Genomic DNA, 17,580 nt, shown 5'->3' with positions numbered 1-17,580 from the left:
TCCTCAGGCCGGGGGCGGGACATCCGGGCGGCGCACCAGGGCGGACAGGACGATCGTCGAGCGCGTGCGAGCCACGAACGGCTCGGCGGCGAGGCGCTCCACCACCTGCTCCAGGTGCCGCATGTCCCGCGCGCGCACCTGGACCACCACGTCGACGTCGCCGGTGACCGTGCTGGCGGCGACGACCTCGGGGTACCGCTCGACCGCGGACCGCATGGTCGCCGGGCTGGTCGAGCCGTGGCAGAACAGCTCGATGAACGCCTCGGTCGCCCAGCCCAGGGCCGCCGGGTCCAGCAGCACCGTGAACCCGCGGACCACCCCGCGCTCCCGCAACCGGTCGACGCGGCGCTTCACGGCGGGCGCCGACAGGGACACCACGGCGCCGAGGTCGGCGTAGGACGCGCGCGCGTCGACCGCGAGCTCGCGGAGGATCGCCTCGTCGATGGGGTCGAGGTCGCCGGAGAACGTGGGGGGCACGGGGTCATCCTCGCGCACGCCCGGGGGCGCCTGTGCGTGCGCCCTGCGCCCCCGCGCGCCGCCCCCCCGGCGCGGCGTGCGGCATGCGGCGTGCGCCGAGACTGCAGGATCCGCGGCCCGGTGGCCGGGTCGGGCAGACGGATCCTGCAGTCTCGGCGGGGATGTCGCGCGGGTGAACGGCGCGCAGGGCTTCAGGAGCGGGCGGCGCGCGCCGATGGGATCCGTGACAGGGGGACGGATCGAGAGGATCGAGGATGTCGGCACGGGACGCCGGTCCCGCGCGCGCCGGGACGACGGCCCTGGGCCGGCCCGCGGCGCCGCGCGCACCCGAGACCCACCCCGCGGCACCGCCCGGGACGATCCCCACCCAGCGCACCCGCCCCGCCCCGGTGGCACCCGCGCCCGCCGCTCCGGGTCGCCGGCGCCGGACCGGACGCACCGTCGCGGTCGTCCTGCTCTGCGCGACCCTGGTCGGTGCCGTCGCCGCGGGCGTCGTGGTGCAGCTCCGGGCCGACGCCCGCGCCGCCGCCTGGGCCCGCGTCGAGGAGCGCGCTGCCGTGCTCGACGCGGCGCAGCGGGTGGACGCGGAGTTCGCCGCCCGGACGCGGGCCGCCGCGGCCGCCGCCCGGTACGACGCGCTCGTCGCGGACGCCGTCGCGCGGGCGGGCACGGCGCTCACCGCCGCGCAGGCCGCCGCGGCCGCGTCGCCGCACGCCGGGGAGCCCGCCCTCGCCGCCCTGCGCACCGCGACCGACGCCCTGTCGGCCGCGGCGGGCACCGCGGGGACCGGTACCAGCCCGGCGACGCTCGCCGCCCGGACCGCCGAGGTCGCCGCCCCGCAGCAGGCGGCGGTCGAGGCCCAGGCCGCGTGGCAGGCCGCCGAGGCCGCCCGGATCGCCGCCGAGCGCGCCGCCGCCGAGGCCGCCCAGCGGTCGCGCGGCTCCGGCTCGGGCGGCACGGCCCGCGCCGCCCGCCCGGCGTCCGGGGGCGGGGCCGCCGCCGCACCGGCTGCCGCTGCCGCCGCGCCGGCCGCGACGTGGGCGGCCGGGGTGCAGTCGTACGGCGTCAGCGGACTGGGCAGCGCCCTGAACGCCGCCCGGGCCGACGCCGGCCTGGGCGCGCTGACCGTCGTCCGGTCCGCGTCGCTGGCCGACCACGCCGCCGCGATGGCCGCCGCAGGCAGCATCTGGCACTCCGGGAACGACCACATCGTCGGCTGGGTGCAGCCCGCGAGCGACGCCGAGATGATCGCGGCCTACCTGAACTCCCCGCCGCACCGGGCGTGGATCCTCAAGGAGGGGAAGTCGACCGTCTCGATCGGCGCGGTCACGCTGAACGGGCGGCTCTACACGGCGATGCGGTTCTCCTGAGGGGCGTCCGCACCGCGCTCAGCGCAGCGCCTGCGTCAGCCGGTCGAGCGCCAGGTCCAGGTCGTCCGGCTCGATGACGAGGGGCGGGGCGAGCCGGATGGTCGAGCCGTGCGTGTCCTTCGCGAGCACGCCGAGCCGCAGCAGCCGCTCGCACAGCTCCCGGCCGGTCATCCGCCCGGGCTCGACGTCCAGGCCCGCCCACAGCCCGACGCCGCGCGCGCCGACCAGCAGGCCGGTGTCGACCAGGGTGGCGAGCCGCTCGTGCAGGTGCGCGCCGAGGGTCCGGGCGCGCTCCTGGTAGGTCCCGGGCCGCAGCAGGTCGACCACGGCGATGCCCACCGCGCACGCGAGCGGGTTGCCGCCGAACGTGGAGCCGTGCGTGCCGGCCGTCAGCACCCCGAGCACGTCCGGGCGCCCGACGACCGCGGACACCGGCAGCACGCCGCCGCCCAGGGCCTTGCCGAGGGTGACGAGGTCCGCGCGGACGTCCCACAGCTCCAGGGCGAACGTGGTGCCCGTGCGGCCGAGGCCGGACTGGATCTCGTCGGCGATCAGCAGCACGTCCGCGGCGGTGCAGAGCTCCCGGACGGCCGGCCAGTAGCCCGCCGGCGGGACGACGACGCCCTGCTCGCCCTGGATCGGCTCCAGCAGGACCGCGACCGTCGTGTCGTCGACCGCGTCCCGCAGCGCGTCCGCGTCCCCGAACGGCACGATCCGGAACCCCGGGGTGTGCGGCCCGAACCCGTCGCGGGCCTCGGGGTCGGTCGAAAACGACACGATCGTCGTCGTCCTGCCGTGGAAGTTGCCCGCCGCGACGACGATCGTCGCGCGCTCCGGCGGCACGCCGCGGACCTCGTAGCCCCACTTGCGGGCCGCCTTGATCGCGGTCTCGACGGCCTCGGCGCCGGTGTTCATCGGCAGCACCATCGGCGCGGCGCCGTCCGGGCCCGACCCGGCCACCACGGGCCGCGCCAGGTCGGAGAGGGCTGCGGCGAACGGGTGCAGCAGGTCGTGGTCGAACGCACGGGACGACAGGGTCAGCCGGTCGAGCTGCGCGTGCGCCGCCGCGGTCAGGCCGGGGTGCCGGTGGCCGAAGTTCAGGGCGCTGTAGCCCGCGAGCAGGTCCAGGTAGGTGCGCCCCTCCACGTCCCGCACCCACGCGCCCTCGCCGGTCGTCAGCGTGACGGGCAGCGGGTGGTAGTTCTGCGCGAGCGGGCCGGCGTCGGCGCGGGCGGCCCCGCGGGCGGGGATCGTGGCGGTCATGGCGTCACCTCGTCGGGGGCGTGGGGGAGGGGAGCGTCAGCGGCGGATCTCCAGCGTGCAGCACTTCGCGCCGCCGCCGCCCTTGAGCAGCTCGCTGGTGTCGACGGGGTGCGGGCGCAGCCCGCGGGCGGTGAGCTGGGCGGCCAGGTCGACGGCGCCCGGGGCCACGACGACGTTCAGGCCGTCCGACACGGCGTTCAGCCCCAGGCAGGCGGCGTCCTGCTCGGAGGCGATCACCGCGTCCGGGTAGCGGCGCTCGAGCTCCGCGCGGGAGGCGTCGGAGAACGCCGGCGGGTAGTACGCGACGAGCTCGGTGCCGGGCTCGGAGCTCAGCACGGCCAGCGCGGTGTCGAGGTGGTAGTAGTGCGGGTCGACCAGCTCGAGCGTGACGACCTCGCGGCCGGTGACCCGGGCGATCTCGTCGTGCGCGGCGCGGTCGGTGCGGAAGCCGGTGCCCGCGAGCAGCACGTCGCCGACGGTGAGGATGTCGCCCTCGCCCTCGTTGACCTGCTCGGCGGTGTGCGTGACGAAGCCGTGGTCCGCGAACCACTTCTCGTACGCCGGGCCCTCGGGGCCGCGCTCGGGGTAGCGGAACCGGGCGGAGTACACGACGCCGTCGACGACGGTGGCGCCGTTCGCCGCGTAGACCATGTCCGGCAGGCCCGGGATCGGGTCGATCGTCTCGACCGTGTGGCCGAGGGACTCGAAGGTCTCCCGGAGGGTGCGCCACTGCTGCACCGCGAGGCCCGCGTCGGTGTACCGGGTGGCGTCCATCCACGGGTTGATCTCGTACGAGACCGTGTAGTGGGTGGGCTCGCACATGAGGTAGTGCCGGCGGGTGGCCTGGGGCGTGGCGGTCATGGTGCTCCTCGAAGGTCCGGGGTCGGGATCCGGCGGCCGCCTCGTCGGGGCACGTCCCGGACACTCTACGAGCCGCCGACGCGCGGCATCATCGTGCGACGTTGCACCGGAGCGGCGGATCGTTGCGCGGATCGTGCTTCAGGCGGCGTTTCGTTGCGTGCGCCGGGCGGCGTCCCGGGCGGCTCGGCGCAGCACGAGGGTCAGCATGCCGTCCAGCAGCACCGTCCCGACCCCGCGCGTCAGGGCGGGCGGCAGCCCGCGCAGATGCACCTGCTCCGTCCACGTCACCCGGGACCGCCCGGGGCCCGCGGCGGCGACCTCGATCCGCGCCGTGCCGAGCAGCACCGGCCCGTGCTTGACGAACACCGCGACGCCCGGGACCTGGCCCAGCGGCGGCTCGTACCGCTCGACCCGCATGCGGTCGACCATCCCCGGGCCGCCGGCCCGCGCGGTGGGACCGGTGACGGCCACGACCACGTCGCCGGCCTCGGGGGCCGTGTCGTCGGGCCGTCGCTCCCAGGCCCACGCGACGCCGTCCGGCCGGAGCAGGTCGACCCGCGTGAGCGGCACCCAGTCCGCATGGTGCCGCGCGTCGGCGACCAGCCGCCAGGCCGTCCCGGCGTCCAGCGGGAGCACCCGCTCGACCCGTGCCCACGACGTCCCGTCCCGCTCGCGCGTGATCACCGGCAGCCCCCCCGCCCGCACGCCCCGCCACCCGGGCACGGTGCCCGTGGCCGTCGCCGCCGGGCGCGCTCGGGCCATCCTCCCCCGGACGCCGCCGCGCGGCGCGCGCGACCCGCCCGCGCGGGTAGCCTCGCGCCATGCAGACGAGGACGCTGGGCAGGACGGGACGGGACGTCGGGGTCGTGGGACTGGGCTGCTGGCAGCTCGGCGCGGACTGGGGCGAGGTCGCCGAGGACGACGCGCTCGCCGTGCTCGCCGCCGCGGCCGACGCGGGCGTGACGTTCTTCGACACCGCCGACGTGTACGGGGACGGGCGCAGCGAGTCGCTCATCGGGCGGTTCCTGCGCGAGCGGCCGGGGTCGGGGATCACGGTCGCCACCAAGATGGGCCGCCGCGCCGACCCGCACGTCGCTGACGCGTACACGCTCGACGCGTTCCGGGCCTGGACCGACCGGTCCCGGGCCAACCTCGGCGTCGACACCCTCGACCTCGTGCAGCTGCACTGCCCGCCGAGCCCGGTGCTCGACCGCGACGCCACCTACGACGCGCTGGACACCCTCGTCGACGAGGGCCGGGTCGCGGCGTACGGGGTGTCCGTCGAGACGGTCGACGAGGCGCTCGCGGCCATCGCCCGGCCGCACGTCGCCACGATCCAGATCATCCTCAACGCGTTCCGGCGCAAGCCGCTGGAGCGGGTGCTGCCCGCCGCCGCGGAGGCCGGGGTCGGCATCATCGCGCGCGTCCCGCTGGCCAGCGGCCTGCTGTCCGGGAAGTACGACGAGCACACCGAGTTCGCCGCGGACGACCACCGCGCGTACAACCGGCACGGCGAGGCGTTCGACGTCGGCGAGACGTTCTCCGGCGTCCCCTACGAGGTCGGCGTCGCGGCCGCCCGCGAGATCGCGGCCCTCACCCCGGCCGGCGCGACCACGGCCCAGCTCGCGCTGCGCTGGATCGTCGACCAGCCCGGCGTGTCCACGGTGATCCCCGGAGCCCGCAACCCGGAGCAGGCCCGCGGCAACGCGGACGCCGCGCTGATCCCGCCGCTGGACGAGTACACGCTCGACCGCTTCCGGGAGGTCTACGACGAGCGCATCCGGGAGCACGTGCACGCCCGCTGGTGACGCGCGCCCTCGTGCTCCGCGCCTGCCTGCCCGTCTGCTCGCCTGCCTGCCTGCTCGTTCTTCGTTCACCGAGAGTGCAGAGGATGTCGGTTCCGGCGTCGTGATGCCAGCATCTGCTGCGATCTCGGGCGCGGCTGGGGCGGGCGCGGCTGGGGCGGGCGCGGCTGGGGCGGGTGCGGCCGGGGCGGGCGCGGCGCGGCCGGCGCGGGTGGCCCCGGCCGCGGGCGCGGCTGGGCTGCGGGGCGGTCGCGTCAGCGCCCGTGGCGGCGGGGCGGGGCGGGGGTGCCCTCCGGGAGGAGGCGGGGCTCCGCGCCCGTCTCGACCACGAGCACGCGCTCGCCGAACGCCGCGGGGGCCGGGCCGAAGGCCTTGCGGGCGCCCTGGATGACGGTGTGCCCGAGCGCGCGGGCGCCGGTGACGCCGATGACCGCGCCGATGCCGAACGGCACCATCCGCCCGAGCGCGAGCCCGCTCTGCCGGGCGAGCTGCCGCCGGAACAGCTGCCGCGTGAGCCGGGCGTTCACGCGGCGGATCGTGCCGGTGGGCATGCGGGTCAGCAGGGCGCGCGCGACGTTCACGCTGCGCAGACCGCCCGTGTCGGCGACCGCCTTCGCCCCGGACTCGCCCAGGATCGTCGCGAGCAGCAGCGCCCGGCGCCGGTCGGCGTCCTGGACGTCGATGCCGTGCACGCTGGCCACCGCGAGGGAGAACGCCGCGGACGCCCCGAAGAACGTCGCGACGTCCCCGATGGTCAGCGCGAGCGCGACCCCGGTGCCGACCGCGGGGGCCGCGGCAGCGGCGCCGACCGCGCCGCCCGTGCTCTGGACGACCAGCAGGTACTCGCGCTCGAGGAGCTCGACGACCTCCTGCGGTCCCGCGTGCGGGTGCTTGCGGCGGATCTGGTCGACGTGCGCGTGGATCGAGGCCGACGGGATCGTGACGGCCCGGTCCAGGGCCGCGTCGACCAGCGGGGTCCGGCGGGTCACCCGCCGACCACCTCGAGGTCCACGGTCGCCCCGGCCTTGACGGTGCGACCGACGGTGCAGTGCTCGTCGACGGCCCGGTGCACGACGCGCAGCAGCCGCTCGCGCGTGGCCTCGTCCAGGCCGGTGAGGTCGACGATCATCCGCTCCTGCAGGTGCGGGTAGCGGTCCTCCTCGCGGAGGTTGGCGCCCTCGACCTCGACGGTCACCGCGACGTCGTCGCCGAGCCGGTGGCTGAGGGCGTGGTCGGCGCTCATGCCGGAGCAGCCGGCGAGGGCGATCTTCAGCAGCTCGCCCGGGGTGAACACCGCGCCGGCCTCGACGGGGCCGATGCTGACCTCGGCGCCGCGGGTGTTGCGCCCGGTGTAGGTGCGGGTGCCGGTGCGCTCGACCCACAGCCGGTCCTGCGGCGCGGGCGTCTGCGTGGGCACCGCGGTCGCGGCGGCGGTCTCGGGGACGGTCGAGGGCTCCATGACGCCCGATCCTCGCACGCGTCGCGCCCCTCGGCAGGTGGTCGCCCGTCCGGGTGGGACCCGGGCCGCGCCGGGTGGTGGTCCGGGCTCCCGTCACTAGGCTGGCCGGGTCGTCATCGCCTGCGCCGGGGGGCCGCGTGAGTGTCGCCGAGGACCGTCCGCCGTCCGTGCTGGACGCGCTGCCCGTCGGGGACGTGCGGGACGTGCAGCGGATCCTCGACCGGGTGCGCGAGCACCTCGGGATGGACATCGCGTTCCTGTCGGGCCTGACGACGTCGGCCGAGGTGGTGCTCGCGACGAGCGCCGAGACCGGCCCGATGCAGATGGCGGTGGGCGACGCCCGGGACCTCGACGAGACGTACTGCGTCCGGGTGCTGGCCGGGCTGCTCCCCGCGGTGCTGCCGGACGCGCGCCGGCACCCGGTGGCCCGCGAGCTCCCGGTGACGGCCGAGCTCGGTATCGGCTCGTACGTCGGCGCCCCGCTGCGCGGCGCGGACGGCCGGCCCGTCGGGATGCTGTGCTGCGTCGGCCGCGGCGCGAACCCGCTGCTGGACGAGGACGCCGCCCGGGTCGTCGGCCTCGCGGCCGCGCTGGTCGAGGACCGGATGGGCGTCTGCGGGCTGCCGCACCGGCCGGCGGTGTCCGAGCGGGTGCGGTGGGTGAGGGAGGTGCTGGCGACCGGGGACCTGCGGACGGTGTTCCAGCCGGTCGTGCGGCTCGGCACCGGGGAGGTCGTGGCGGTCGAGGCGCTGTCCCGGTTCGAGCCCGCGCGGTTCCCGACGCCGGGGCACGCGTTCGCCGCGGCGGGGGCCGGCGGGGTCGGCGTCGAGCTGGAGCTGCTGGCCGCCCGGCGCGCGCTGACCCGGGTGCCCGCGCTGCCGGACGGGCTGCGGCTCTCGGTCAACCTCTCCGCGGAGGCCCTGCTGGACCCGCGGACCGCGGAGCTGCTGCTGCCGTTCGGGTCCGCGATCGGCGTCGAGGTCACCGAGCACACGCCGGTGCACGACTACGACGCGCTCGTGGCGGTGACCGAGCGGCTGAAGGCGGGCGGGCTGCAGGTCGCCGTCGACGACGCCGGGGCCGGGTTCTCCAGCCTGCGGCACGTCCTGCAGCTGCGGCCCACGACGATCAAGCTCGACCTCGCCCTGGTGCGGGGGATCGACGCCGACCCGGTGCGGCGGGCGCTGGTCCGGGCCGTGGCCGACGTCGCGGCGGTGCTCGGCTCGGGCCTGGTGGCCGAGGGCGTGGAGACCGCGGCGGAGCGGGACGCGCTGCTCGCGCTGGGCGTCCGGTACGGGCAGGGCTACCTGCTCGGGCGTCCGGGCCCGTGGGAGGACGTCGTCGGCTGAACGCTCACAGCCCCGCGCCGGCGCGCAGGGCCAGGCCGCGGTCCACGTCGGCCTCGCGCGTGGCGAGCGCCCGGTCGACGGTGCGGGCGGTGGCCGGGGCCGGCTGAGGCGCGCGGCGGGTGCGGGCCGGTGCGGCGGTCGCGGCCCGGTGGCGGCGCACCGAGAGGTACGGGAGCCGGAACGGGACGGGACGGGTGCCGTAGGAGACGTCGAACGTCACGGTGGTCATGGTCAGTCCTCCTGCTGCTGCGTCGGTGCGGCGGGGGTGGGCTCGTGGTCGAGGTCGGGGTTGATCGCGGTGAACAGGCGCATCAGCCGGGCCCCGGGGGGTCGGCGTGCCGGGTCCTCGGCGCGGCCGTCGAACCGGTCGCTGATCGAGTTGAGGACCGCGATGACCTCCGTCGCCTCCTCGGGGGTGGCCCAGAAGCCGTGCGTCGAGGTCTGGGTCAGCGGGACCATCTCGGGGTCGATCGCGTCGCTCGCGTCGGTGCGCCGCAGGTGGTCGATGTACCGCTCGACCTCGCGTCGGGCGGCGATCTCGCCGAGCTCGAGCACCGCGCGCCGGGACGCCGGGTCGAGCGGGTCGGCGGTGAACGAGCGGGCCCGGGACACGGCGCGCCAGGGGCGCTCGCGGCCGCGCGGCTCGGCGGGCTCGACGAACCCGGCCTTCGCCAGCGTCCGCAGGTGGAACGAGCAGTTCGCCACGGTCTGCCGCAGGTGCGCGGCGCACTCGGTGGCCGTCGCCTCGCCGACGTCGTCGAGGTAGGCGAGCAGGTCCATCCGCACCGGGTGCGCGAGGGCGCGCATGCGCTCGGGGTCGGTGATCCGGAGCTGGTCCGGGTGGGCCTGCGTCGGGGTGTCGTCCGTGGTCATGGCTTCACGATAGATGCGCAACATCCCTTGCGCAAGAGATCTTGCGAAACATCTCTTGCGGACCTCGCCGCGCTCACGCGCATCTGCTGCCGAGGTCGTCGGTTGCGCCTCCGGCGGGGGGTGCGCAACCGACGACCTCGGGCGGAACCGACGACCTCGGCAACCCCCGCCCGGCGGCTGGTCCGGGGGGCGGGTTGACGGGCGACGCGGCACCCCTTACTTTGGGACTAAAGGTAGTCATGAACGAAGGAGTTCGAGGTGTCCGTGACGGCGCGGGGTGAACAGGTCCCGGCGGCAGCGCTCGCCCTGCTGGGCACGCGGGGCCCGCTCGGCCGGGCCGAGATCGCCCGGCTGCTCGGCGTGAGCGCGGCGACCATCACCCAGGTCACCCGGGAGCTCGTCGAGCGCGGCCTGGTCGTCGAGCTCGACACGGCCCCGAGCCAGGGCGGGCGCCCCGCGCGGCTGCTCGGCCTGAGCGGCGTGCAGGCCCGCGCGATCGGCGCGAAGGTCACGAACGACCACGTCGCCGTCGTGTCCGTCGGGTTCGACGGCGAGGTCCGCGGGCAGGCGACGTACCCGTTCGACCCGGCCCGCCCCGACGCGCTGGACGCCCTCGGCCACGTGCTGCGCGAGGTCGTCGCCGCCGAGGACGGCCCGGTGCTCGGCGTCGGGATCGGGCTGCCCGGCTCGGTGGACGCGCAGGACTCCGGCGTCGTGACCGCCCCGACGCTCGGCTGGACGGCCGTCCCCGTGGGCGCCGCGCTGCGGCGCGCGCTCGGCGTCCCGGTGCTGGTCGAGAACGACGTGAACACGCTCGCCGTCGCCGAGCGGCTGTACGGCACCGGCCGCGGGCACCGGACGTTCCTCGTGCTGACGATCGGGCGCGGCATCGGCTGCGGGCTCGTGGTCGACGGCTCCATCTGCCGCGGGGCCGCCGGGGGCGCGGGGGAGATCGGGCACGTCCCGGTCGCCGAGGACGGGCCGGTCTGCGAGTGCGGGAACCGCGCCTGCCTGGAGGCCGTCATCGGCGACGCCGCGCTCCGGACCCGGGCCGTCGAGCGCGGGGTGATCGGCCCGGACGACGCCGTCGCCGCGCTGGCCGCCGCCGCCGACGCCGGGGACGCCACCGCGCAGGAGATCTACCGGGAGGCCGGCGCGCTGCTGGCCCGGACCCTCGCCGGCGTGGTGCACGTGCTGGACCCCGAGGTCGTCGTGCTGCTCGGCGAGGGCATCGGGGCGTGGCCGCACTGGGAGCGCGGGTTCGAGCCGGTGTTCCGCGCGCACCTGCTGCCGTCGCGCCGGTCGCTGCCGTTCGTCGTCGAGCCGTGGGCCGAGGACAAGTGGGCGCTCGGCGCCGCGACCCTCGTCCTGTCCACGCCGTTCGACGTCAACGGCGCCTCGGGCGACCAGGGCCGGCTGGTGCTGGCGCGGCTGCAGGAGACGTCCTCGTGACCACGACCGCCGGGCCCGCCGCCGGCCCCGCCACGGCCCCCGCCGCGACCCGGCCCGTCCGCGCCTCCGACGGCCGGTCCGCCCGCACCCGCCGGTGGCGCAACCGCGCGTGGGTGCTGTTCTTCCTGCTGCCGAGCGCCGTGCCGCTCGCGGTGTTCACCCTGGCGCCGATGGTGTCGTCGCTGTGGGTCAGCCTGCACTCCTGGAACCTCATCTCCCCGATGGAGTGGGTCGGGCTCGGCAACTACACCGACCTGCTGACCTCCGCGACGACCTGGCGGGTGCTGGCCCACACGCTCGGGTACATCGCCGGGTACCTGCCGCTGGTGTACGCCGGCGGGCTCGGGCTCGCGGTGCTGCTCAACCGCGCGATGCGCGGCCGGGCGTTCTTCCGGGCGGCGTACTTCCTGCCGGTCGTCACCTCCTGGGTCGTCGTGGCCCTGGTGTGGCAGTGGCTGCTCAACCCGTCGAACGGCCTGGTGAACCAGCTGATCGCCCCCGTGCTCGACGCGGTCAACGGGGTGTTCGGCACCGAGCTCACCCCGCCGGGCTGGTGGACCGACCCGCAGTGGGCGATGCCGTCGGTGGTCCTCGCCTCGGCGTGGAAGGACCTCGGCTTCGTCATGGTCATCCTGCTCGCGGGGCTGCAGTCGATCCCCGGCGACGTGCTGGAGGCCGCCCGGGTCGACGGCGCGAGTGCCTGGCAGCGGTTCTGGCGGATCACGTTCCCGCTGCTGTCGCCGTCCACGTTCTTCGTCGTCGTGATCTCGCTGATCAACGGGTTCCAGGTGTTCGACCAGGTGTTCGTCATGACCGGCGGCGGGCCGTCCGGCGCGAGCCAGGTGGTCGTCGGGCAGATCTACGACCTGACGTTCCGGTACGGCCGGGCCGGGGAGGCCTCCGCGCTGTCCTGGATCCTCTTCGCCCTGATCCTGCTCGTCACCGCCGTGCAGATGCGCGGCCAGCGGAAGTGGGTGACCCATGCCTGACACGCCGACCCGCCGCCGCCGCGACCCCCGGCACGTCGCGGGGCGCGCCGGCCTCTACCTCGCGGTCGCTCTCGGTGCGGGGATCATGCTGTTCCCGTTCCTGTGGACCGTGGTCACCTCGATCACCCCGAGCGGCTCGCTGTCCGGCGGCCCGTCGTTGGTCGTCCAGGACCCCACGCTCGACGCCTACCGGACGCTCGCGGACTCGATGCCGATCTGGCGGATCATCGCGAACTCGTTCCTCGTCGCGATCGTGTCCACCGTCCTGCAGCTGGTCACCGCGTCGATGGCGGCCTACGCGTTCGGCCGGCTGGAGTTCAAGGCCAAGCCGGTCGTCTTCGCCGCGTACCTGGCGACGCTGATGATCCCGCTGCAGGTGCTGGTCGTGCCGCTGTTCATCCAGATGACCCGGCTGCAGCTGAACGACACCTACTTCGCGCTGCTCGCCCCGACCATCGCGTCGGCGTTCGGCATCTTCCTGCTCCGCCAGGCGGTCGAGGGCGTGCCGCGCGAGCTCGACGAGGCCGCGACGCTGGACGGCGCCGGGCACCTGCGGATCTTCGGGACCGTGATCATGCCGCTGGTCCGGCCGGCCCTCGCGACGCTCGCGGTGTTCGCGTTCATGGGCTCGTGGAACTCGTTCCTCTGGCCGCTGGTGGTCATCCGGTCGCCCGAGCTCATGACGCTGCCGCTCGGCCTGGCCACCCTCCAGGGCCAGTTCACCACCCAGTGGGACGTCGTCATGGCCGGGTCGGTCGTCTCGATCCTGCCGATCGCGCTCGTCTACCTCGTGGCCCAGCGCCACATCATCGCCGGCATGTCCCACACCGGCCTCAAGTAGCACCACCCCACCCCCACATGGAAGGAGAGGCTCCCATGGCCTCCAGCATCTCCGGGCGCAAGGTCGCGCTCGTCCCGCTCGCCCTCGCCGGGGCGGTGGTGATGGCCGGGTGCGCGCAGGGGTCCGCGACCTCCGGCGACGGCGGCGAGGACGGCAAGACCGTCGTCCGCTACATGAACTTCACCTCGAACGACGGGCACGAGGAGGACCTCGACGCCATCGTCGCGGCCTACGAGGAGGAGAACCCGGACATCGACGTCCAGGTGGAGACGCTGCCGTACGCGGACTACTTCACCAAGCTGCAGACCGCGTTCGCGGGGCAGACCGTCGCCGACGTCGTCGACCTCAACTACGAGAACTTCGTGTCGTACGCCGAGGCCGGCAGCCTGGCCCCGCTCGAGGACGTCGACACCGCGCCGTACCAGGGCAACCTGCTCGAGGCGTTCCAGCACGACGGCACCCAGTACGGCCTGCCGTCGTCGTACTCGAACGTCGTCCTCTACTACAACAAGGCCCTGTTCGACGCCGCCGGGGTCGAGTACCCGACGGCCGACTGGACCTGGGCCGAGGAGCAGGCCGCTGCGACCGCGCTGACCGACACGGCGGCCGGGGTCTGGGGCGACTACCAGCCGGTGTCGTTCCACGAGTTCTACAAGGCGCTCGCCCAGGCCGGGGGCGAGTTCTTCACCGAGGACGGCTCCGCGACGGCGTTCAACAGCCCCGAGGGCATCCGCGCCGCGCAGTGGCTGGTCTCCAAGCCGGGCGCGGTCATGCCGACCGAGGCCGACGGCGCCGGCACGCCCGACTTCGACACCGACCTGTTCAAGGCCGGGAAGCTCGCGATGTGGCACTCGGGCATCTGGATGTTCGGCGGCCTCGCCGAGGTCGACGGGCTGGACTGGGACATCGTCGTCGAGCCGGGCGACGCCCAGCCCGCGTCGGCGCTGTTCACCAACGGCGTCGCGGTCGCCGCGTCGTCGAAGGTGCCGGACGAGGCGCAGGCGTTCGCGCAGTTCCTCACCGCGTCCAGCACGGCCGTCGACACCCGCGTCGCCTCCTCGTGGGAGCTGCCGCCCGTCGACGACGCCGACGCCCTCGCGCCGTACCTGGAGCAGACCCCGCCGGCGAACCGGCAGGCCGTGCTCGACGCGCTGGACTCCGTCGCCCTGCCGCCGGTGATCGCCGCGCAGCAGGAGATGCAGGACGCCGTGAACGAGGAGCTGTCCGACGCCGCCGCCGGGCGCAAGACCGTCGAGCAGGCGCTCGCGGACGCCGCGTCCCGCGTGGACGCGCTGCTCGGCTGACCGACCCCGCCGGCGGGGCGCCCCACGACGGGCGCCCCGCCGGCACCCACCACCACCCCGGGACCTGATCGATGACCCTCACCGCCCCGCCGTCCAGCCCGTCGACCGAGCGCCTGCGCGCGCTGGTCCGGACCTCCGCCGAGGTGATCGCCCGGTACCAGGACGCCGGCGGCGCGTACCCCGCGTCGCCGACGTTCAGCGCCTACCGCGGGTACGCGTGGCTGCGCGACGGCTCGTTCACCGCCGAGGGCATGTCGCGGTACGGGGACGTCGCGGGCGTCGACCGGTTCCACGCCTGGGCCGCCGGGGTGCTCACCGCCCGGCGCGCGCAGGTCGACCGCATCGCCGCGCGCGCCGCCGCCGGGGAGGACGTCCCGCTGACCGACCTGCTGCCGACCCGGTTCCTGCTGGACGGATCCGACGGGCAGGACCCGTGGTGGGACTTCCAGACCGACGGCTACGGCATGTGGCTGTGGCAGCTCGTCACCCACGCGGACCGGCACGACCGCCCGCTCGAGCCGTACCGGGAGGCCGCCGCGGTGGCGGTCGACTACCTGTGCGCGACGTGGGACCGCCCCTGCTACGACTGGTGGGAGGAGCACGTCGAGCAGCGGCACCCCTCGACGCTCGGCGCCGTGCGCGCGGGCCTGCTGGCCGCCGCGTCGGCGGGGCTGCTCGACGAGGCGCGGGCGGACCGGGCGCGGTCGGTCGCCGAGGCCGCCGCCGCTTTGGTCGCCGCGTCCGGGGTCACCGTGGGCCGGGCGTCCGACCCGGCCGCGCCGCACCTCGCGAAGTGGTGCGGCTCGGACACCGTGGACGCCTCGCTGGCGGCGTGCGTCGTGCCGTTCGGGCTCGCGCCGGTCGGCTCGCCGCTCGCCGAGGCCACCCTCGACGCCGTCGCCCGGGACCTCGACGTCGACGGCGGCGTGCACCGGTTCCGCGCCGACGTGTTCTACGGCGGCGGCCAGTGGCTGCTGCTGTCCGCGCTGCTCGGCTGGAACCACGCCGTCGCCGGGCGGACCGACGAGGCGTGGACGCAGCTGCGCTGGGTCGCCGCGCACGCCGACCCCGCGACCGGCGAGATGCCCGAGCAGGTGCCCGACCACCTGCTGCACCCCGCGTCCCGCGCCGAGTGGCTGGACCGCTGGGGGACCGTCGCCCGGCCGCTGCTGTGGTCGCACGGCATGTACCTGATCCTCGCCGACGAGCTCGGCCTGCTCGACCCCGCCCCGGAGGACGTCCGATGACCACCCCGACCGCCCCGACCACCCTGACCCACCGCCCGGCCGGCATCGGCCACCCCTACGCCGCGTCCGCCGACCAGCGGCTGCCCGTGCACCCCGGCGTCGGCGAGCGGGTGTCGCTCGGCGTCGTCGCCGCGGACCTGCCCGACGGGGCGACGGTCCTGTGCGAGTGGGCGTCCGGCTCCGAGGTCGTGACGCTGCCGTGCGAGCCCGGGTCGGTGTCACCCGCCGACGCCGCCGCGCTGGCCGGGGGCGACGGGCACCTCGCCGCCGCGCAGGCCGGGCAGCTCGCGGCCGACGGCGCGTGGCACACGACCAGCCCGGTGCTCGCGGCGGGGGAGCGGTACCGGTACCGGTTCGTGACGTCCGCCGGGGCGGCGGGCGACTGGTTCGAGGTCGCGGCCGGCGCCTGGACGGCCGAGCCCCCCGCGGGCGGCGCCGTCACCGTCGGCGGCGTCCCCGCCGCCGAGCACCCCCGCGTCGTCGCCGGCTCGGTCCGCTGGTGGACCGACCTCGACGGCGCCCGGCGCGTGCGGTTCGCGTTCCGGCTCGCCCCTGCCGAGCACGTCGTCGGCTTCGGCGAGCGGTTCGACGCCGTCGACCAGCGCGGCCGCCGCCTCGACGCCGTCGTGTTCGAGCAGTACAAGTCGCAGGGCGCGACCGGCCGGACCTACCTCCCGATGCCGTTCGCGCACGTCGTCGGCGGCGACGGCTGGGGCTTCCACGTCCGCACGTCCCGCCGCACCTGGTACGACGTCGGCGCCTCCACCCCCGACGAGCTCGTGGTCGAGGCCCTGGTCGGCCCGGACGCCGCGCTCGACGTCGCCGTGTACGACGGCACGCCGGCCGACGTGCTGCGCGCGTTCGGCGACGAGGTCGGCCGCGCCGAGGAGCTCCCCGACTGGGTGCTGCGGCTCTGGGCGTCCGGGAACGAGTGGAACACCCAGGCGATCGTCATGGACCGCATGGACGCCCACCGCGACCTCGACATCCCCGTCGGCGTCGTCGTCATCGAGGCGTGGTCCGACGAGGAGGGCATCACCATCTTCCGGGACGCCCGGTACGCCGTGAACGCCGACGGCGCCCCGCACCGCGCCGCCGACTTCACGTACCCGGCCGACGGCGCGTGGCCGGACCCGGCCGCGATGATCGCGGAGCTGCACGCCCGGGGGATCAAGGTCGTCCTCTGGCAGATCCCCCTGCTCAAGACCTCCCACGACCTCGGCCCCGGCGTCCCGCAGGACGCGCAGGTGCTCGTCGACGGCCGGGCCATGATCGAGGCCGGGCACGCGATCCGGGAGGCCGACGGCAGCCCGTACCACAACCGCGGCTGGTGGTTCCCGCAGGCGCTCATGGCCGACCTGTCGACCCCCGAGGGCCGGGCCTGGTGGACCGAGCGCCGCCGCTACCTGGTCGAGGACTACGACGTCGACGGCTTCAAGACCGACGGCGGCGAGCACGCCTGGGGCGACGACCTGCGGTACGCCGACGGCCGGCGCGGCGACGAGGGCAACAACCTCAACCCCGTCCACTACGCGCACGCGTTCGGCGACCTGCTGCGATCGGCCGGCAAGGCGCCCGTGACGTTCTCCCGCGCCGGGTTCACCGGTTCGCAGGCGCACGGCCTGCACTGGGCCGGCGACGAGAACTCCACGTGGGAGGCGTTCCGCTGGTCGATGACCGCCGGGATCACTGCGTCCTCGTCGGGGATCGTCTACTGGGGCTGGGACCTCGCCGGGTTCTCCGGCCCCGTGCCCGACGCCGAGCTGTACGTCCGGGCCGTCGCCGCCGCGACCTTCTGCCCGGTCATGCAGTACCACTCGGAGTTCAACCACCACCAGCGGCCCCTGCGGGACCGGACCCCGTGGTTCGTCGCCGAGGTGAACGACGACCCGACCGTGGTCGACGCCTTCCGGCGGTACGCGCTGCTGCGCGAGCGGCTGGTGCCGTACCTCGCGGACGGGGCGCGCGCGGCCATCGCGACCGGGGCGCCGCTCATGCGCGGGCTGTTCGTCGACTGGCCGCACGACGCCGCGGTGTGGGACTGGGCCGGGGAGTTCCTGCTCGGGGACGACCTGCTGGTGCACCCCGTGACCTCGCCGGGGGCCGCGACCTGGGACACGTACCTGCCCGCGGGGGACTGGGTGGACGTGTGGACCGGGGAGAAGGCCGTGGGCCAGCCGCTCGGGGAGGGCGTCGTGGTCACGCGCGAGGTGCCGCGGGACGTGGTGCCGGTGTACGCCCGGGCCTCGGCGTGGGGCGGGCTGGCGGAGGTGTTCGCGGGGGAGTGAGC

Annotated in this window: 17 protein-coding genes; 9 read left to right on the top strand and 8 right to left on the bottom strand. The window is 75.9% G+C overall.

What is annotated here, in order from left to right:
- Nucleotides 1-3: 3 nt before the first annotated feature.
- Nucleotides 4-477 carry an Lrp/AsnC family transcriptional regulator gene (locus HNR08_RS04500; protein ID WP_146837502.1) on the bottom strand — a complete coding sequence of 158 codons (474 nt, stop codon included), beginning with the start codon at nucleotides 475-477 and terminating at the stop codon, nucleotides 4-6.
- 254 nt (nucleotides 478-731) lie between these two features.
- On the opposite strand from HNR08_RS04500, the gene HNR08_RS04495 reads away from it, so the two are divergent.
- On the top strand, nucleotides 732-1,847 hold the full coding sequence (locus HNR08_RS04495; RefSeq protein ID WP_146837505.1) for a hypothetical protein: 1,116 nt from the start codon (nucleotides 732-734) through the stop codon (nucleotides 1,845-1,847).
- Between the two features lie 18 nt (nucleotides 1,848-1,865).
- Here the strand turns inward: HNR08_RS04495 and rocD are convergent, their stop codons facing one another.
- The 3 genes from rocD to HNR08_RS04480 all read right to left on the bottom strand — a co-directional run bounded on the left by rocD (nucleotide 1,866) and on the right by HNR08_RS04480 (nucleotide 4,655).
- Nucleotides 1,866-3,110, bottom strand: a complete 1,245-nt coding sequence (gene rocD, locus HNR08_RS04490; RefSeq protein WP_146837508.1) for an ornithine--oxo-acid transaminase — start codon at nucleotides 3,108-3,110, stop codon at nucleotides 1,866-1,868.
- Between the two features lie 36 nt (nucleotides 3,111-3,146).
- Nucleotides 3,147-3,971 (bottom strand): dimethylargininase, encoded by an 825-nt coding sequence (gene ddaH, locus HNR08_RS04485; RefSeq protein WP_146837511.1) that lies wholly within the window; start codon nucleotides 3,969-3,971, stop codon nucleotides 3,147-3,149.
- A 138-nt stretch (nucleotides 3,972-4,109) separates the two neighbouring features.
- Nucleotides 4,110-4,655: an SRPBCC family protein gene (locus tag HNR08_RS04480; protein WP_146837514.1), complete on the bottom strand. Its 546-nt coding sequence runs from the start codon at nucleotides 4,653-4,655 to the stop codon at nucleotides 4,110-4,112.
- A gap of 137 nt (nucleotides 4,656-4,792) precedes the next feature.
- Between HNR08_RS04480 and HNR08_RS04475 the strand changes: the two genes are divergently transcribed.
- Nucleotides 4,793-5,779 (top strand): aldo/keto reductase, encoded by a 987-nt coding sequence (locus HNR08_RS04475; RefSeq protein WP_146837516.1) that lies wholly within the window; start codon nucleotides 4,793-4,795, stop codon nucleotides 5,777-5,779.
- A 251-nt stretch (nucleotides 5,780-6,030) separates the two neighbouring features.
- On the opposite strand, the gene HNR08_RS04470 is transcribed toward HNR08_RS04475, so the two are convergent.
- Both HNR08_RS04470 and HNR08_RS04465 read right to left on the bottom strand, forming a co-directional pair.
- The gene (locus tag HNR08_RS04470) at nucleotides 6,031-6,765 is read right to left on the bottom strand and encodes a hypothetical protein (protein ID WP_146837518.1); all 735 of its coding nucleotides are present in this window, start codon (nucleotides 6,763-6,765) and stop codon (nucleotides 6,031-6,033) included.
- Nucleotides 6,762-7,235, bottom strand: coding sequence for an OsmC family protein (locus tag HNR08_RS04465; RefSeq protein ID WP_146837520.1), 474 nt, complete (start codon nucleotides 7,233-7,235; stop codon nucleotides 6,762-6,764). The genes HNR08_RS04470 and HNR08_RS04465 overlap by 4 nt, the downstream gene beginning before the upstream one ends.
- A 137-nt stretch (nucleotides 7,236-7,372) precedes the next feature.
- Between HNR08_RS04465 and HNR08_RS04460 the strand changes: the two genes are divergently transcribed.
- A complete protein-coding gene (locus HNR08_RS04460; RefSeq protein ID WP_221286313.1) occupies nucleotides 7,373-8,584 on the top strand; it encodes a sensor domain-containing phosphodiesterase in 1,212 nt (403 codons plus the stop codon).
- A 4-nt stretch (nucleotides 8,585-8,588) separates the two neighbouring features.
- On the opposite strand, the gene HNR08_RS04455 is transcribed toward HNR08_RS04460, so the two are convergent.
- Nucleotides 8,589-8,813 (bottom strand): hypothetical protein, encoded by a 225-nt coding sequence (locus HNR08_RS04455; protein WP_146837523.1) that lies wholly within the window; start codon nucleotides 8,811-8,813, stop codon nucleotides 8,589-8,591.
- Nucleotides 8,814-8,815: 2 nt separating this feature from the next.
- Nucleotides 8,816-9,457 carry an ArsR/SmtB family transcription factor gene (locus HNR08_RS04450; RefSeq protein WP_168431569.1) on the bottom strand — a complete coding sequence of 214 codons (642 nt, stop codon included), beginning with the start codon at nucleotides 9,455-9,457 and terminating at the stop codon, nucleotides 8,816-8,818.
- 258 nt (nucleotides 9,458-9,715) lie between these two features.
- Between HNR08_RS04450 and HNR08_RS04445 the strand changes: the two genes are divergently transcribed.
- The 6 genes from HNR08_RS04445 (at nucleotide 9,716) to HNR08_RS04420 (ending at nucleotide 17,578) form a co-directional block, all read left to right on the top strand.
- Complete coding sequence (locus HNR08_RS04445) at nucleotides 9,716-10,909, top strand: ROK family transcriptional regulator (protein WP_221286312.1); 1,194 nt, start codon at nucleotides 9,716-9,718, stop codon at nucleotides 10,907-10,909.
- A complete protein-coding gene (locus tag HNR08_RS21500) occupies nucleotides 10,906-11,898 on the top strand; it encodes a carbohydrate ABC transporter permease (protein ID WP_221286311.1) in 993 nt (330 codons plus the stop codon). Before HNR08_RS04445 ends, HNR08_RS21500 begins: the two co-directional genes overlap by 4 nt.
- The gene (locus HNR08_RS04435; RefSeq protein WP_146837529.1) at nucleotides 11,891-12,739 is read left to right on the top strand and encodes a carbohydrate ABC transporter permease; all 849 of its coding nucleotides are present in this window, start codon (nucleotides 11,891-11,893) and stop codon (nucleotides 12,737-12,739) included. Before HNR08_RS21500 ends, HNR08_RS04435 begins: the two co-directional genes overlap by 8 nt.
- A 35-nt stretch (nucleotides 12,740-12,774) precedes the next feature.
- A complete protein-coding gene (locus tag HNR08_RS04430) occupies nucleotides 12,775-14,043 on the top strand; it encodes an ABC transporter substrate-binding protein (protein WP_146837531.1) in 1,269 nt (422 codons plus the stop codon).
- Between the two features lie 71 nt (nucleotides 14,044-14,114).
- Nucleotides 14,115-15,290 (top strand): glycoside hydrolase family 15 protein, encoded by a 1,176-nt coding sequence (locus tag HNR08_RS04425; protein ID WP_146837533.1) that lies wholly within the window; start codon nucleotides 14,115-14,117, stop codon nucleotides 15,288-15,290.
- Nucleotides 15,287-17,578 carry a glycoside hydrolase family 31 protein gene (locus HNR08_RS04420; RefSeq protein ID WP_146837536.1) on the top strand — a complete coding sequence of 764 codons (2,292 nt, stop codon included), beginning with the start codon at nucleotides 15,287-15,289 and terminating at the stop codon, nucleotides 17,576-17,578. The genes HNR08_RS04425 and HNR08_RS04420 overlap by 4 nt, the downstream gene beginning before the upstream one ends.
- The last annotated feature ends 2 nt before the right edge of the window (nucleotides 17,579-17,580 follow it).

Origin of the sequence: Cellulomonas hominis (assembly GCF_014201095.1) — a bacterium.
Lineage (GTDB): Bacteria > Actinomycetota > Actinomycetes > Actinomycetales > Cellulomonadaceae > Cellulomonas > Cellulomonas hominis.
Note: the sequence above shows the minus strand (reverse complement) of the source record. Positions and strands in the feature narration are given on the sequence as shown.